We start from the raw sequence: 16,082 nt of genomic DNA on the forward strand, positions 1-16,082 counted from the left end.
GTTCTGCCAGCGGTAGAAGGAGATTCCGGGGGCGTCGCTGTCACAGTGGCGCCCCTTGCTTTTTGGTACAATATTAGCGATGACGGATATTGGCGGGTACGCCCCCATATCCCAAGCTGGTAGTAGCATTGTGGTAGTGCAAAACCAGTGAATACCACGGGCGTTTTACAGGGCACGTCCTGACAACCAATACAAGCTGCTGTCTAGGCAATGCAATTCGCGATTGCAAGCCGAACCCCTCACTTGCCAAATGGTAGGTGAGGGGTCTTTTTTGTTTGCCGTTTGTGTCCAACAAAACTGTTTGTGAGACACAAATAAGTAATTCTGTCCGACAATTTTGGTATAATAGCTATGCGCACGTGCAACTGTGGATATGCGGGGTTCCCGAAGGGGAGTAGGCGAGCGCTTAGAATTCCCCGCCCACAGCCTAAGAATGATTTACTTAAAACCAGCGGGTATATTTATGCAGGCAAACGGCTTGTTGTAAGGCGTTTTAAGCCGTTAGAATTTTGCAAACGAGTATTTATGCCTGCTTTTTACCAATTACTAGCATTGTCAAGCTTAACTACATCACCAGATGGAGCAGACAGCGCTTTATCCATTGCCCCCGCTGCATCTACAATTTGCGATAAGTCAGTATCCGCGTATCTCATGGTCATGGAGATGTCTGAATGTCCTAAAATATCCTGCGCCGTCTTAATGTTAAGCGCACGAACGGCGACAGTAGCATAAGTATGGCGCAAGTCATGGAATGTTGGTCTATGGTTTTGCGTGCCAACCAGTCCCCACTCTTTAGAATGCGCAGTCCACCAATGCGTAAGATTGTGCGGATTCAAATATCGACCGTCCGGGTATCCACAAACATATAAATCTGGTGAGAAGGCTACCCCAGCATTTAGGCATTCCTCTAATATTTTTGTTCGTCTATCGTTAAGCAATTTAGCAAGTTCAGGGGGAACTGGGACAACCCTATCTTTATTTGTCTTTGTAGACTTAACATAGGTTCCTTTTCGCCCCACTCCAACACTACGGCGCACATGCATTACTTTTGTGGTACCTGCAAGCTGGATGTCACCCCAGCGCAAGCCGCACACTTCACCGCGGCGCATCCCCGTATAATATGCTATCCACGTTGCCACAACTTCTTGTGTTAGCTCTATATCATTAAGCCTAGCGATCAAAACGCGTCGTGATGGTTCGTCTAATGGATTTGGAAGAACAGATATTTGCTTGGGCGTAGCCACAGGCTCACAAGGAGACCAATCTATAATTCTGGATGCCACAGCGTGCTTAAAACCAGCCTTTAATACGTTGTACGCCTTTTTCACAGTATTAGGGGATAACTGCTGTTCATCACGTAGGTAAGAAATAAAACCCTCGACATCATCAGGAGTGGACTCTTCAACTGTTTTGTTTTGGAAATAATGGCGGACATATTTTATATATAACTCATATCCATTCATGGTAGTTTCTTCAATATTGTTGCTTAGCACTTTAGACTCGTACCATTTTGTTAAATATTCCCACAGCACGTGGTTTGAACTTTTATTTGAACTTTGAACTTTTGCTATATTCAAAGAATTAAACCACGTTTGCGTGTATTGTTTTGCTTTTCGTTTGCCTGTATTGTCTGTAGCATTACATGGCACATTTGTCATAACAGACCGCTGGACCCATTTTTCGTTGACTTTAAATTGTGCAATTCCTCTCCAATATTTTCCTTCTTTTCTTACATAAAAAGATACATACATTTTCAGTTTCGCCCCCTATTTGCGCCGTAAGCTCCGCCGTAATTTTAGCAAAGAATTATATTCAGTCTCTATTAAGCATTCAACTGCGGTTTTTCACGCTAATTAGCCTACCTGCTGTTTTATTCAGCGTAACTAGCATATCTAATTTATTCAGCTACATTTAAGGCAACTCGTAAAGCGGGGGTCACCAGTTCAAGTCTGGTAGCTGGCTCCATGTTTGTGCAGGTAGATGGCTTATGGTCGTCTACCTTTTTTATTTTTTGTACTTTTTTACAAGCATACGAACAATAAAAAACAAAGCAGCAAACAGAAGAAGTATCCCTGTCATATACGTTGCGGCTATAAGTAGAATAAATAAGATGCCCATATAATTGCACCCTTTCTTTGTGATGGGTTAAATTATATCATCCAGTATCATTTGGGTAATTACATCAATAAGGCTGACAAATCATAATTCCTGCGCTTGCATACAAGAGAGGCCCTATGGATCAATTACACACAAACACGTCTGCGCCCAAGCGCAAATTCAAAACACATATAGAGGCACGAAAAGTGCGTCCAAAAGTTATCTATCTTGCTAGTCTTATCGATTTAGATTTTGTTGACGATAAACCCCATAATACCCGTGAGCGCATGCTCTATGGATTGGCAGCATTTGTTTGTATCATCGCTGCTATTATCGGCGCTATTTTCCCTATTTTACCGGCTATCCCGTTTTGGATTCTGGGAGCTATTAATTTGGCTCATGCATTCCCTGCTTTTGGTAGATTTTTGCGTGGGACACGCTTGTATCAATGGGCTATCAAAAAGCTTGAGAACTCTACCTTAGATACCAAGCTACCTGAACTTACGCGCAAGCAAAAGCTTAAGACAGTAGGTATTGTCACAGTACTTATGGCAGTACTTCTTATTGTGGTATGGCTGCTCCCGCTTGCACAGGCTCTTAAATGGATAATACGTATTGTGATGTCACTGGTCTGGGTTGCAGTTTGGTTGATAACCATCTTTGTGGTTGATGAGCCGCGCGCTCGTTATACCAAGCGTCCCCATGCGCGGAGCAACAAATAAACAAGGGCTGTATGTATTAGTCCAATCGCGTATATACCTAAACAAGCATTGTAACAGTGTATTGTTTGGATGGATAATGGCTGGGTATAAATGGACTAACGTATACAGTGCACAGTAGGCTTTATACCGCTGGACTGTGCTTTGGATTGGAGATGATATGGCAACTTCTGATTTGCAGCTTTATATCAAAAACGGCTGTCCCTTCTGTCACAAAGTTACCTCTTTTATGAAGGCTAACAACATTGAATTGCCTTTGCATAATATTTCTGTGTCTGATGCAGACCGTGATTTTTTGATAGAGCACGGTGGAAAGCGTCAGGTTCCTTGCCTGTTCATCGATGGTAAAGCTTTGTATGAGTCTAATGACATCATTGCGTACCTTGGCAAAGTGTTTAGTGTATCTGCCGTTGCAGAGGTTGCCGAGAAGAGCACTCAAGCAGCAGACTCTATGTCTGACGGTGCAAGCTGCACCATTGGTGGTGGCTGCAGTTTTTAAGAGCTGGCTTTTTCCAAAGAAATATTAAGAGAAAAGCAACCAAGGAGCGTTACACAGGCTTCTTGGTTGCTTTTTGTGTTGGTTATGCAGGGGGTGTGCAATTCTATAAAATCACACCGCTATGGATTAACAAACATAAAAATGGTCATACTTAATTGTACACAATGTAATTATGACGACGGTCATTCCGCCGCCTTAGGCAGACAAATAAGCAAAAGGAGCTTTTATGGTTGATAAGACCGTCAATGCTACAAGCACTTCCATGAAGATTAATGAGCCGCAGGTAGCTGTAGAAATCTCTAAGGAAGCCAATAAAAAAATCCTGGCACTTGTCCCTCAGGAGTGGATTGAGCGTATTCCATTCTTTGTTCGTAATCACGCTACTACTAAGACCTGTGCACGTATTGCAGAGCAATATCCAGAGTTGTATGCTCTTGCCTCGCAGCCTGGTGATTTGCCTGTAGAGGCTCGCGAGCAGGTATCAAAGATCGTGAATGGTATCTTTGAGGCGAAAATGAAGAAGCATAACCTGTAAGTTCCATGCAGGTTTATTGCAAGGGGAGATAACATGGTGCAGCAAGTTACAAACGCCCAAGATCAGGGCCTATCTCTGCGTGACGAGGCCCAGCTGGTATTTAGACGAGTTCAATTATCTTTGAGTATGAACCATCCTGCTCAAGCGTTGTCTGCGCTTGAACCTCTTGCACTCAAACTTGATACTTTTTCTCAGGATGGTCCAGATACCGCTGCTGGTGCGTATGATTTTGAGTCTCCAGACCAAGCATTTTTATTTTTTGCATTGCATCCTAACCTGTCGGTTGATGACATTCGTCCTGCTCAAGCTCCCTACGTAGATACCTATGGTGCACTTGCTGCCGTGTTGTGCGCACTTGGCCGTTATGAGGAGGCTCTTGCAGCTTTGGACAAAGCCATCAAGTGGGCTCCAACTGATGCTGGCTTATATTTAGAAAAGGCTGCTACACACCAGCAAATGGAACTTTATGAGGCGGTCAACAAGGACCTTGAAGATGCTTGGCCTCTTATCACCCGTCCCTTGGATATGGCACATTATCATGCGTTGCGTGCAAATGCACTGGTAGCGTTGGGAAAGTATGATGTGGCTGCTGCGCATTATGCGGTATATCGTGATTTTGACCCCAGAGATCATTTTTGCTCACCACATGCGGAGCTTCATGAACTAGGTCACGCATCTGGTCGTGGTCATGCATCTGCACATCTTTCTGCTCAAGAGGCTGCCGCTCGTCTTAAGCGTACCCATGAACAGTATGGAGCTTCTGACATGTCGCTTGCAGTGTTGCAAGAGGTACTTAACCAAGGCATGCAGTCTGGCAATATGGCTGCTGCCAAAACAGCGGCTTCTCAACTGTATGGACTAACTGGCTTTGATGGTTGGAACCAAATCATTCAAAAGATTGATTCTATTTCTGATAAGGCAGCTGATGCGGCAAGTGCTCTTGCAGCCGAGAAGCCCACTGCAGCAAATATAGGCGCTTCAAAACTCTCTAATCGTGGAGACCATGAGTAGTTCTGCGAATTCATTCAATAATTGAACTTTCTTGAACTTCTGATTAATTCTTAGTGCTATTCTCACTTCTAAGTTGAACTTGTGTACGTTAACTTGAACTTTTATGGCTTTATAAGCTTGGGATTGTGTTACATGTTGAACTTATGCTCATATTTGTTCATAGATGTGTAGCACCAACGTATATGTCAGTAATTTTGGAGTGACATGCAAACAACTTTTGCAACACGCCTTAAACAGGCAATGTTAAACAAATCGCTCAAACAAGTAGATCTCATTCGCATGGCAGCAGATAAGGGTGTCAAACTTGGAAAGAGTCAGCTCTCGCAATATGTAAGTGGAAAAACGTTTCCGCGTCAGGAAACCTTGGACTTTTTGGCGCGTGAGCTTGAAGTGAGTTCAAGTTGGCTTGAGTATGGTACACCTATGGGCATTACTTCATTTAATTCCAAGCCTTCGGGAGCGTCTGTAACATCACAATCTATATCTCCTATAGTGCAGGTTAATGGAGATTCAAGCAGTTTAGAGAATACAAATAGCTCAGACAATTCCAATATACAAAGAAGAACAACCAAGCAACATACCGTACTAACGGTGTTGCAGCAATCTGGTCCTTCGGAGGCACCCATCATGCGTGAATTTAAGAAATCTACCAAGCTGGATAACGTTTTGTATGACGTCCGTGGTCCGGTGGTAGATGAAGCCAACCGAATGGAAGATCAGGGCATCCATGTACTGAAACTCAACATTGGTAATCCTGCGCCCTTTGGCTTCCGTGCGCCAGATGAAGTGGTTGCGGACATGCGTGATCAGCTTACGGATACCGAGGGTTATTCTGCAAGTCGAGGACTTTTCTCGGCACGCAAAGCAATCATGCAATATGACCAAATTAAGCATATTCCTAATGTACAGATGGAGGATATTTATACGGGAAATGGTGTCTCCGAGCTCATTAACCTGACCATGTCTGCACTACTGGATACAGGCGATGAGATTTTGATTCCCAGCCCTGATTATCCGCTGTGGACAGCGTGTGCTACGTTGGCTGGTGGTACGGCTGTGCATTATTTGTGCGATGAGCAAGCCGATTGGTATCCAGATTTGGATGACATTCGTGCCAAGATTACATCAAACACCAAGGCTATCGTAATCATTAATCCCAACAATCCTACGGGCGCGCTGTATTCGCGTGAGCTGCTTGAGGAGATTGTAGAGATTGCTCGTGAGCATCAGCTCATCATTTTATCTGACGAGATTTACGATCGCTTGGTAATGGATGGAGAAGAGCACATTTCCATTGCATCCCTTGCGCCAGATTTATTTTGCATTACTTATAACGGTCTTTCTAAGTCCCATATGGTGGCCGGTTATCGTATTGGTTGGATGTCGCTTTCTGGTAATAAGCGCATGGCCCGCGACCTTATGCTGGGCATTAATATGCTGTCTAACATGCGTTTGTGCTCAAATGTTCCAGCGCAGTCTATTGTTCAAACAGCTCTGGGAGGCCATCAAAGTGTGAAGGATTACCTGGTTCCTGGTGGGCGCGTGTATGAGCAGCGCGAATATGTATATAACGCTCTTAAGGAAATCCCTGGTGTAAGTGTGGTTAAGCCAAAGGCAGCTTTTTATACCTTCCCTAGGTTAGATCCCAAACGCTTTAACATTACCGATGACGAGCAATTTGCCCTTGATTTGCTTCGTGAAAAGAAGGTTCTTATTGTGCATGGTAAGGGCTTTAACTGGGAAACTCCTGGTTACTTCCGTATTGTATATCTGCCTCGTTTGCAAACACTGGAAGATGCGATGGGTAAGATTACTGACTTTTTGAGCTATTATCGCCAGTAATACAGCCAATAGCATGCATGCGTTTAAAACCGTGAAACATCTTTGTTTTTATGCAATAAAACTCTCTGTGCAGTGTGATAATACAAATAACGGCAAAAGTGATTTATGCTCTTGTTAAGTGGGGTTTCATACCGTACACTTGCACAGCGGCTCTTTTTACCACACGCCGTCCAATCTTTGGAGAGGTAGCATATATGATTGATTTTGGGCAATTTATTGGCATGCTCCAGACCAATCCCTTTTTGGCACTTGTTATGTTTTTGGTATTGGGCACCATTTTTGTTAACGGTGCAACCGATGCTGCAAATGCAATTGCTGAGCCCGTTGGAACCCGTGCAATTAATGTAGACTCCGCAATTGCTATGAGTGTTGCATGCAATTTTGTGGGCCTTATTGGCATGTCGTTTATTTCTACCGCGGTAGCTAACACCATGAGTGGCATGGTGGATTTTGGTGGAGATACGCATGCAGCATTGATTGCCTTGGCGGCTGCAACGGTGGGTATTGTAACCTGGGCATCCATTGCGTGGGTTTTTGGCATTCCTACATCGGAAAGCCATGCATTGATTGCTGGTTTAACTGGTGCTGCCTTGGCGGTTCATGGTGGTTTTGGTGGTGTCAATGCCCATGAGTGGATTAAGGTTGTGTATGGTCTGCTTCTCTCCACACTATTGGGTTTCTTCTCTGGTTGGGCGCTTTCTAAGATTATTCCGCCCATATGTCGCAATATGGATCGCATAAAAGCAAATGAGTGGTTCCGTAAAATGCAGGTAGTCGGTGCTGCTGGTATGGCTACCATGCACGGTGCTCAGGATGGACAGAAGTTCATGTCCACCGCCATGCTTGCTGTGCTTTTCTCGCAAGGGCTTAGCCCAGAGGGTGCAACTTTCCCGCTGTGGCTCATGGTTTTGTGCGCGGGCATTATGGCAATTGGTACCGCAATTGGCGGTAAGCGCATTATCAAAAAAGTTGGTATGGATATGGTAAAGCTTGAGCAGTACCAAGGCTTTGCAGCTTCATTAAGCGCTACGGCAGCGCTGCTTTTGGCTACACTTACCGGCTTACCTGTTTCTACTACACATACGTCGTCTGCTGCTATGATGGGGGCAGGCGCTGCAAAGAATCCCCGTTCGGTTAACTGGGGTGTTGCGAAGGAAATGGTCTTTGCTTGGCTCTTTACGTTTCCTGGATGTGGCTTTATTGGTTTTGCACTTGCTAAGGTATTCCTCATTCTGTTCTAAGGAGAACACATGCCTCGCATGAAGAAAGAAGATCAGTTCTATACCATGCTCAAGGATCTTGCTCAGACGCTTTCTGATGCGGCTGACGAGTATGTAAACATTTTTGAGAATTACCCCGAGTCGGAGTCCCACATTCCCCAGATGAAGGTGTATGAGAATCAATGTGATCAGAAGGTTTCTCATATTCTTAAGGAGCTGTACTCTTCCTTTATCACTCCGTTTGAGCGAGAAGATATTTCTGCTTTGGCGTTTGCTATGGATGATATTATCGATAACATGAATGCCGCTACTCTGCGTTTTGACCTGTTTAACATTGCTGACATGCGTAAGGAAGCACCTCAGATAGCTCGTCTTACTAAGCGTGCAATAGACGAAGTTAAAACCATGATTGATCATTTGCCTAACTATAAGACTGATACAGTGGTAATGGAGATGTCTATTGCAATTGGTAGCGTAGAAGATGAGGGCGATGTAATTTATCAAAACGCCATGCGTCGTCTGTTTAATGATGAGGAAGCAGGTAGGTATACCCTTGCTTGGGTAAGAATGTTTGAGATTATGGAGAAGTGTGTGGATGCTTGTGATCACACGGCAGGCGTTGTTCGCTCTGTTGTTATGAAGAGTGCTTAGTCATAGCAAGTAGTTTTAGCAAATGTATATAAGATATACCTCAAAAGCCCGGTTGCTTATTGCAGGCAGCCGGGCTTTTTATAGTTTTTAAGGTGAGCTATGTGGACTTAGGCTGCCATACTCTCGCCAACTAAGCGAATATCGTCGCAGCGATTAAGACCCATAAGCTGGCCACTTTTTGACTCTACAAATTCTGGATGGTGGTACTCGTAGACGGAAAGCGCAACAGTCCATGCGGGAACGAGGATTGCATACAGTGCAAATAAAATGCTTGTAGAAGGTGCGCCAACAAAGGCAAGTATTCCAATGACAGAAGTAGACCAAGGCACCAATGCGGGGATGATAACGCTGCTGTTCTCTATGTCTAAAGCAAGCGCACTGCCAGAACCCTCACAGCCATCGCATAACTGGGCAGTAAGCATGATGCACACCACCTGATCGCATGCAATGATTGCAGTAATAATGGCCGTGAGTAAAACACCAATAAAGGGCGTAGTGCGCTTGGAAATCTTTTTGACCGTGCAGCGCAGTTTGTCAAGAAGACCCGTGCCATTAAAAATACCCGAGTACGTAGATGCAACACTTACAATACAGGCAAGATGAAACATGCTTACAATGCCGCCACCATTAACCATGCTTGCAATGGTTTGATCGGATGTCTTAAAGCCAAACAAAAGCATGCTAGGAATATCCAAAATGCTCATGTGTTGTACCAAGATACAAATTGCAATAGCGCTAGCAAGGCTTACCAGCATAGTTTTCTTTACGCTTACATGTGCAAAAGAGAAGATCAATACAATAACAATAGGAATTAAAACGATGGGGGACAGCACAAAGGTGGAGCTAAACGCCTGGCTAAAGTTGGGTGTAGTGGTGGCAGTGCTGTTGCTCATGCCTAGTGCAGCAAAGATAATGCAACTTAAGATAAGAGGGACAGCTGCACTGCGCATCATGCGTCCAATATTTTCTTGAACATTTGTGCGAGTAAGATTCCCAACTAAGGCAGCAGAAGAGCTCATGGGGGAGCAGCGGTCACCAAAGAAGCAACCACTTAAAATAGCACCGCCCAAAACTGAGGTGTTTGCACCCATAATTTCGCCAATGGTAAAGCAGGCAACACCAGCGGTTGCCGCAGCACCAAAAGAACTTCCGCACAAGAAACTCATGCCGCAGCAAATCAAAAATGAGGTAACAACAATAGTGGAAGGCTTAACCAGTGCTGCAGACCAACTTGTAATAAAGGGGATTGTGCCAGCAGCACGCCATGTGGCGGTAAGCATACCAATAATGGCAAAAAGAATAAGCACATGTGAAACCGTCTTAACACCAGACAAGGCCATGCGTACTAATTCTTGAGTAGAGTGCCCTCGCCACAGGCCATAGCCAGCAAACAGTGCTAAGCCAATAAGAAGTGAGGTAAGAAGGGGGGTGCCAATAATGATTCCGGAAATCAAAATAGACGCGAAAGCGATAAGTACTATCGTTTCTATCATAAAGCGACTGCATCTCCCAGGTGCTTGGTTTTTTCTTTGCAACAGTTAAGATACGTGCCATGATGCAGCGAGTCCAACTGTTAATATTGATATGAGTTACAAAAAGCACTTGTAACCCATAGTCAACGGGAAATGAGTATGCAATGTAGCTTAAAACAATGTATGAATGGTTAGATATGGTCTATAAACGGTTTGTAAAAAGGGGCGTGTATGAATTTCCAAAGCATGGATTACTTTGTGGCTCTTGCAGAAGAGCAGAGTTTTACCAAGGCTGCAAAACGCTTACATATTACCCAGCAAACACTTTCTGCACATATTGCTTCTCTGGAAAAAGAGCTGCGCGTAAAACTGGTTAATCGCAGAGTTCCTCTTTCCCTTACGGCTTCTGGTCAAGAGTTTTTGAGTTTTGCACGTCGCTTTAGGAACGAAGAACGTGATTTGCGCCATGTTTTTGATGAGATTGCGGGCGATAAACGAGGTCTGTTGGGTGTGGGTATTGCCTCCACACGCGGGCACATGATTATGCCGGATGCTATTACGCGTTATCGCAACAAGTATCCTAATATTCGTGTCCGCATTTATGAGGGCGAGAACACAGAGCTTCTCGAACTTCTTAAGGAAGGCCGCATAGATATGGCGGTGAGCACTATTAGTTCTGTACAGCCTCAACTTGTTGTTCGTGACTTATACGAAGAGAATATCGTATTGGTAGTATCTAACCAGCTGCTGCATTCACTCTATGGAGATGACATGCAGTCCAAAGTAGCAGAGGTGGAGCGTACAGGCAGTCTCAAAGCGCTTAAGGACTTGCCTTACTTGCTTCTGGGCGAGAAAGATGTTCCTGGAAAAATTGCACGTCTTGAATTTGAGCGTGCAGGTTTTAGACCCAATGTTGCGGTGTACTCCACCAACTCAGAAACCCTTTTTGCGTTGGCTCAGCACGGTGTAGGTGCCGCATTTTGCCCCAAAGAAATGGTTAAGGTAAAGATGGGCTCCAGTCCTAATCCAGACTTGCGTACCATTGAGTTATCCAGCCATGCACATTTTAAAGTTTCGGCGGCGTGGCTAAAAACAGATCATGTATGGAGCGTTATCGAGAGCTTTTATAAGACGCTCGTGGAGCAAACAAACGATCGACGTAAAGAACCCCTTTAGGGGTATACTTCATCCTCAATCAACATGGAAGACGCAAAGGGCGCTCGCTTGTGCGTTTGTGGCCATGTTACAAATTGCGCTGAAGGCGCAAAGAGAGGAGTCACCATGGCTCAGAAGGTTCAAGGTACGGAAGATTTATATGGCGGCTATATGCGCGCTTGGCAGTATATGCAGGCTGTTGCGCATGAGCTATTTGATACCTACGGGTTTGACATGATAGAAACTCCGGCACTTGAGCAGGTAGACACCTTCGTTCATGGCATTGGTGAATCCACAGATGTTGTCCGTAAGGAAATGTTTCGCGTTATCTCGGGTGCTTTGTTTGAAAAACTTCTTGGGGATGGTAGCGAGAAGAGCCTCAAGCCACGTCAGCGCCTCGCTATGCGCCCAGAAGGTACTGCCGGGGTTGTTCGTGCCGTTGTAGAGAATAACTTAGTGCCTCAAGGTTCTTCTCCAGCAAAGCTGTGGTATGCAGAGTCTATGTTTCGCGGCGAGCGTCCTCAAAAGGGTCGCTTGCGTCAGTTCCATCAGGTAGGTCTTGAGTGGCTGGGAGCTCCAGATCCTGCAGCGGATGCAGAATGTATCATCATTCTTATGGAGTTCTACCATCGTTTGGGCTTTGACATGTCCAAACTACGCTTGTATATCAACTCTATGGGCGATTCTCATTGTCGTCCTGCATATCGTGAGAAGGTCAAACAGTTTATCTACGATCATAAAGATGAGATGTGTGCAGACTGCCTGGAGCGTGCAGAGCTTAATCCTTTGCGCAGTTTTGATTGCAAAAATGAACGCTGTCATGAGGTTATGAAGTCTGCGCCATTGATATCAGACAACCTATGTGAAGACTGTGCCGAGCACTATGCCCAAGTAAAAGCCTATTTGGATGCTGCGGGTATTTCATATGTAGAAGATCCTACGCTTGTACGCGGACTGGACTATTACACTCGTACAGTCTTTGAGGTAGAAGTTGTTAATGTTGATGATGTTGGCGCTATTGGCGGTGGTGGTCGCTATGATGGCTTGGTAGAACTTGAGGGAGGTAAGCCTACGCCTGGCATTGGCTTTGCTGTTGGTTTTGAGCGCATTGCATTAGCGCTGGCAGCTCAGGGCGTAGATTTGGCGGGTGACGAGCCTACATGCGTATATGTTGCGTGTGCTGCTCCAGAGCAGCGTAGTGCTGTTTTTGATGCCACATTAACCTTGCGTGACGCTGGTTTGCGTGTAGAAGCAGACTATCAAGGGCGCTCACTTAAAAGTCAATTTAAACAGGCCGATAAACTCCATGCGCTTGTGTGTGTTGTTATCGGTGCGGATGAGGTTACTAACAATACCTATACTCTGCGTGATATGAATACACACGAACAAATAAGCGTTGCCAAAGATAATCTGGTGGATGAGGTTATTAAGCTTATGTACGGTGCGGAGTTTATTGATATCTAAGGGACTCTATAGGGTCGAGTTTAGCTGCACGGCGTGCAGGCCACCAGCCAAAGAGAATACCAATAAAAACACAGGTGGTGGTAGCTGCAACTACGGCCATGGGTGGAATAATAGGAGTAATGGCCTGGTCGGTTCCAAAAAACAAGCCACCAAAACTGCCCAGAGCCATTGCACCAACATAGCCAATGGCAATACCAAAGATGCCACCTACTATGCAAATTAAGATAGATTCCAATAGGAATTGTTTTGTAATATCTGCTGCTCGTGCACCTAATGCTTTACGAAGGCCAATTTCATGAATGCGCTCGGTTACATTTGTAATCATCATGTTCATAATACCAATGCCACCAACTAGCAAAGAGATGCTAGCAACAGCAGTCATAAGCAGCTGGAATGTTCCTAAAGCAGCGTTAAGCTGTTTGATGGTTTCTTCCATGGTGATAACGTAAATCGAGTCCTGTGCACGTTCCTCGGACAAATTTAACCAGCTCTTAAGCCAGTTACGAGTCTGATGAGAAATCTCACTCATGTCAGTCCCTTCACGAGCAAGACCATATGCAGCATCAATGCGCTTGCTTCCAGACATACGCGATGAAAAGGTAGTCTGTGGTATGTAAATCATGCCATCGCCTTGTGTCATCTGGCTTTTAACTACGCCAGCAACACGATAGTTATCGTTGTCAATATGCAAAGTTTTTCCTATGGCTTCCTCATTTGAGCCAAATAGTTTATCTGCAATGCTCTTATCGATAACGACACGCATGGCAGATGATGCAACGTCACTATCCAAGATAAGCTCTCCAGCAAGCGCCTCAAGGCCCATGACAGTAAAGTACTCGGCGTTACAGCCTATTACACTGGGATTAATCTGCTTAGTACCATTACTTATGCTGCTACTGCCGTAGGAAATACCAGTTACAAATTCAAAAGCAGGGTTTTGTTCTTTGAGCTTGGTAAGATCATTTTGGTTGAGTGCATGTCCGGAATAAACCTGAATGGATACTAGTCTTGCTTGGTTAAATCCCATTTGAGATACCATGCCAACCTTTGCGCCTTCGATGTAGGCTGTCATGGCAATAACTGCTGCAATGCCAATGACAATACCCAAGACGGTAAGAAGGCTGCGGCCACGATTGGAATCAAGTGCCGAGAAGGTTTCTATAAGAAGGTCGCGAAATCTCATGTATTGTGGACCTCCCTGAGATTGTGATTTGCAACAAAGTGTTGTTCTTGAATATCGGTAAGAAGTTTGCCGTCACGGATATGAACGGTACGATCTGCCCATTGCGCTACTTCTGGATCATGAGTAATAAGCACAATGGTTTTGCCTTGTTCGCGCATGGTATGGAAGGTTTCTAACACCATGGTGCCTGTGTTGGAATCCAAGTTACCCGTAGGTTCGTCTGCCAAGATAATTGCTGGATTATTGACCAGTGCACGTGCAATGGCCACACGTTGAACCTGTCCTCCTGACAACTCATTAGATTTGTGATCGTAGTACTTTTCGGGTAGACCTACGGCATGAAGGGCTTTCCATGCACGGATTTCTCGTTCGCGCGGGGAAATAGATGAGTAGATGAGTGGCAGCATGACATTGCGCATGACGGTGGTACGTGGCAAAAGATTAAAAGACTGAAAAACAAAGCCAAGACGGGTAGCTCTAATTTCTGCCAAGTCATCATCGCAGAGGTTGGAAATTTCCAAACCCTCCAGCTTGTAGGAGCCATGGGTGGGTTTGTCTAAGCAACCCAAAATGTTCATGAGGGTAGACTTGCCAGAACCTGAAGGCCCCATAATGCACAAGAACTCGCCCTTCTCGACAGCTAAGGAGACACCACGCAAGGCATAGGTATAGCTGGCCTCTGTTTCGTATATGCGGTGGAGGTTTGTGGCTTGAATAACCTTAGGCATATTACGACACCTTATTTCTTGGCGCCAACACTTACAGGAGCATTGGTGTCAGCTCCTGCATCATATTGTTCGTCATCTGCAAACATACCACTGCCATCCATGCCGCTATCAAATCCAGCTTCGTTGCCAACGCCATTTGGGTCGCCAGAAATTTGTATCTGCATACCTTCACTTACTTCGGAACCTTCAACAACGGCTGTGGTAGAGCTTTGTGCAACTACCTTTACTTCCACACGCTTAAATGAGGGCTTATTGTTATTGTCAAACGTGACGGAGTTTATATAGGTGCCTGCCTCGTCAGTCATGATTGCCTGGCTAGGAACGCATAAAACATCGGGGATATCTTGCAGTAAGATGTCAACAGTAGTAGACATACCAGGCTTAAGCTGGGCATCTGGTTTATCTATAAGCAGTGTTACAGAATAGGTAACAATAGCGCCTTCTGTAAAGCTTGCAGTTACGCCTTCATTAGAGCCATTGGAAACTGTAGCAATACGTGTTACTTGGGCCTCACAGCTCACCTCAGGCAATGCTGAGAAACTCGCGCGTGCTTTTTGACCAACCTGTATCTTTGAAATGTCTACTTCATTAACTTGTATGGTTACGGTCATTTTTGAAAGGTCAGCAATAGTAATCAGGCTGCTGTTGTTGGTATTAGGATTAAGGCCTCCCTTTCCAGATTCAGCACCAATACCAGCGCCATTTACTGCGTTCATGACAATAATATTGCCATCTGCAGGAGCAACTACCTTTCGCTTTGCAGCGGTTGCTACGGCGTCATTATAGGCATTTTGAGCAGTATCAACTGCAGCTTGTGCAGCCTGTACTGATGATTCTGCGTCCGAAGTAGATCCAGGTCCACCCAAATTGTTTTGTGTGCCTTCTTGGATGTCATCTACGGTTGGAGTTGGTGCTAATTGGGCTGCACTAAGATTAGCCTTTGCCCTCTCTAAATCTGCCTGTGCAGTGCGGAGCTGTTGTTGGGCATCACGCACCGCCTTATCTAGAGCGTCATTTTTTAAGTTAAAGAGAAAGTCACCTTTTTTAATAGAAGATCCCTCAGCAACAGAAACATCTTGGATGATACCGTCTACTTCGGGTGTTACCACGTATGAGCTTACGGGTTGAACAGTGCCTGTCGCACTTACCGCTTCGGTAAAATTAGTACGCTCTACAAAAGCAGTTCCTAGAGGAGCCTCTAGTTTTTGCTTTGGTTGGAGCACGGTAAAAGCAATGATTGTAAGTATAGTAAGAGCTATGCCTCCCGCAATGCCTAGGTGAATCAGTTTTTTGCGTTTACGTGCTGCACGATGGCGCATGAGTGATTCATATGCCTCACGACCTTCTGGGTCGTTTAAAAATTCATCGGGGATAGCATTATCAGAGGGGGCGTAAGGATTTCCCTGTGATATTTCGGGCATGACAGGTACTTTTGGATTACGATTGTTCTTCTCGCTAGAATCAAAGCCAAACATGGTTTCTCCGAACAGCAGTAATTGAAATTCG

The 16,082-nt window shown here is 45.0% G+C and carries 14 protein-coding genes; 9 read left to right on the forward strand and 5 right to left on the reverse strand.

What is annotated here, in order from left to right; translation table 11 throughout:
* Window positions 1-536: 536 nt before the first annotated feature.
* A complete protein-coding gene (locus G469_RS0104010) occupies window positions 537-1,751 on the reverse strand; it encodes a tyrosine-type recombinase/integrase (RefSeq protein ID WP_028263949.1) in 1,215 nt (404 codons plus the stop codon).
* Window positions 1,752-2,234: 483 nt separating this feature from the next.
* On the opposite strand from G469_RS0104010, the gene G469_RS0104020 reads away from it, so the two are divergent.
* The 7 genes from G469_RS0104020 (at window position 2,235) to G469_RS0104050 (ending at window position 8,574) form a co-directional block, all read left to right on the forward strand.
* The gene (locus G469_RS0104020) at window positions 2,235-2,819 is read left to right on the forward strand and encodes a DUF454 family protein (RefSeq protein ID WP_028263950.1); all 585 of its coding nucleotides are present in this window, start codon (window positions 2,235-2,237) and stop codon (window positions 2,817-2,819) included.
* 157 nt (window positions 2,820-2,976) lie between these two features.
* Window positions 2,977-3,315 carry a glutaredoxin family protein gene (locus G469_RS0104025; protein WP_028263951.1) on the forward strand — a complete coding sequence of 113 codons (339 nt, stop codon included), beginning with the start codon at window positions 2,977-2,979 and terminating at the stop codon, window positions 3,313-3,315.
* A gap of 226 nt (window positions 3,316-3,541) precedes the next feature.
* Window positions 3,542-3,850: a hypothetical protein gene (locus G469_RS0104030; protein ID WP_051353753.1), complete on the forward strand. Its 309-nt coding sequence runs from the start codon at window positions 3,542-3,544 to the stop codon at window positions 3,848-3,850.
* A gap of 33 nt (window positions 3,851-3,883) precedes the next feature.
* Window positions 3,884-4,861 carry a tetratricopeptide repeat protein gene (locus G469_RS0104035; protein WP_028263953.1) on the forward strand — a complete coding sequence of 326 codons (978 nt, stop codon included), beginning with the start codon at window positions 3,884-3,886 and terminating at the stop codon, window positions 4,859-4,861.
* A gap of 204 nt (window positions 4,862-5,065) precedes the next feature.
* Complete coding sequence (locus G469_RS0104040; RefSeq protein ID WP_084522297.1) at window positions 5,066-6,703, forward strand: aminotransferase class I/II-fold pyridoxal phosphate-dependent enzyme; 1,638 nt, start codon at window positions 5,066-5,068, stop codon at window positions 6,701-6,703.
* 194 nt (window positions 6,704-6,897) lie between these two features.
* A complete protein-coding gene (locus G469_RS0104045) occupies window positions 6,898-7,944 on the forward strand; it encodes an inorganic phosphate transporter (RefSeq protein WP_028263955.1) in 1,047 nt (348 codons plus the stop codon).
* A gap of 9 nt (window positions 7,945-7,953) precedes the next feature.
* Window positions 7,954-8,574: a DUF47 domain-containing protein gene (locus G469_RS0104050; RefSeq protein WP_028263956.1), complete on the forward strand. Its 621-nt coding sequence runs from the start codon at window positions 7,954-7,956 to the stop codon at window positions 8,572-8,574.
* 107 nt (window positions 8,575-8,681) lie between these two features.
* On the opposite strand, the gene G469_RS0104055 is transcribed toward G469_RS0104050, so the two are convergent.
* A complete protein-coding gene (locus tag G469_RS0104055; protein ID WP_028263957.1) occupies window positions 8,682-10,067 on the reverse strand; it encodes a Na+/H+ antiporter NhaC family protein in 1,386 nt (461 codons plus the stop codon).
* Window positions 10,068-10,277: 210 nt separating this feature from the next.
* On the opposite strand from G469_RS0104055, the gene G469_RS08330 reads away from it, so the two are divergent.
* Together G469_RS08330 and hisS are read left to right on the forward strand one after the other, a co-directional pair.
* Window positions 10,278-11,222 carry a LysR family transcriptional regulator gene (locus G469_RS08330; RefSeq protein WP_035425385.1) on the forward strand — a complete coding sequence of 315 codons (945 nt, stop codon included), beginning with the start codon at window positions 10,278-10,280 and terminating at the stop codon, window positions 11,220-11,222.
* 105 nt (window positions 11,223-11,327) lie between these two features.
* Window positions 11,328-12,665, forward strand: coding sequence for a histidine--tRNA ligase (gene hisS / locus G469_RS0104065; RefSeq protein ID WP_028263958.1), 1,338 nt, complete (start codon window positions 11,328-11,330; stop codon window positions 12,663-12,665).
* Here hisS and G469_RS0104070 read toward each other — a convergent pair.
* From G469_RS0104070 to G469_RS08335, 3 genes are read right to left on the reverse strand one after another with little or no spacing between them, the layout of a single operon-like run.
* Window positions 12,652-13,848 carry an ABC transporter permease gene (locus G469_RS0104070; protein WP_028263959.1) on the reverse strand — a complete coding sequence of 399 codons (1,197 nt, stop codon included), beginning with the start codon at window positions 13,846-13,848 and terminating at the stop codon, window positions 12,652-12,654. The two genes, hisS and G469_RS0104070, sit on opposite strands and share 14 nt — an antisense overlap.
* The gene (locus G469_RS0104075) at window positions 13,845-14,576 is read right to left on the reverse strand and encodes an ABC transporter ATP-binding protein (RefSeq protein ID WP_028263960.1); all 732 of its coding nucleotides are present in this window, start codon (window positions 14,574-14,576) and stop codon (window positions 13,845-13,847) included. Before G469_RS0104075 ends, G469_RS0104070 begins: the two co-directional genes overlap by 4 nt.
* 11 nt (window positions 14,577-14,587) lie before the next feature.
* Complete coding sequence (locus tag G469_RS08335; protein ID WP_051353754.1) at window positions 14,588-16,051, reverse strand: efflux RND transporter periplasmic adaptor subunit; 1,464 nt, start codon at window positions 16,049-16,051, stop codon at window positions 14,588-14,590.
* Window positions 16,052-16,082: the final 31 nt, after the last annotated feature.

The sequence above is a fragment of the Atopobium fossor DSM 15642 genome (assembly GCF_000483125.1).
Classification (GTDB): Bacteria; Actinomycetota; Coriobacteriia; order Coriobacteriales; family Atopobiaceae; genus Atopobium; species Atopobium fossor.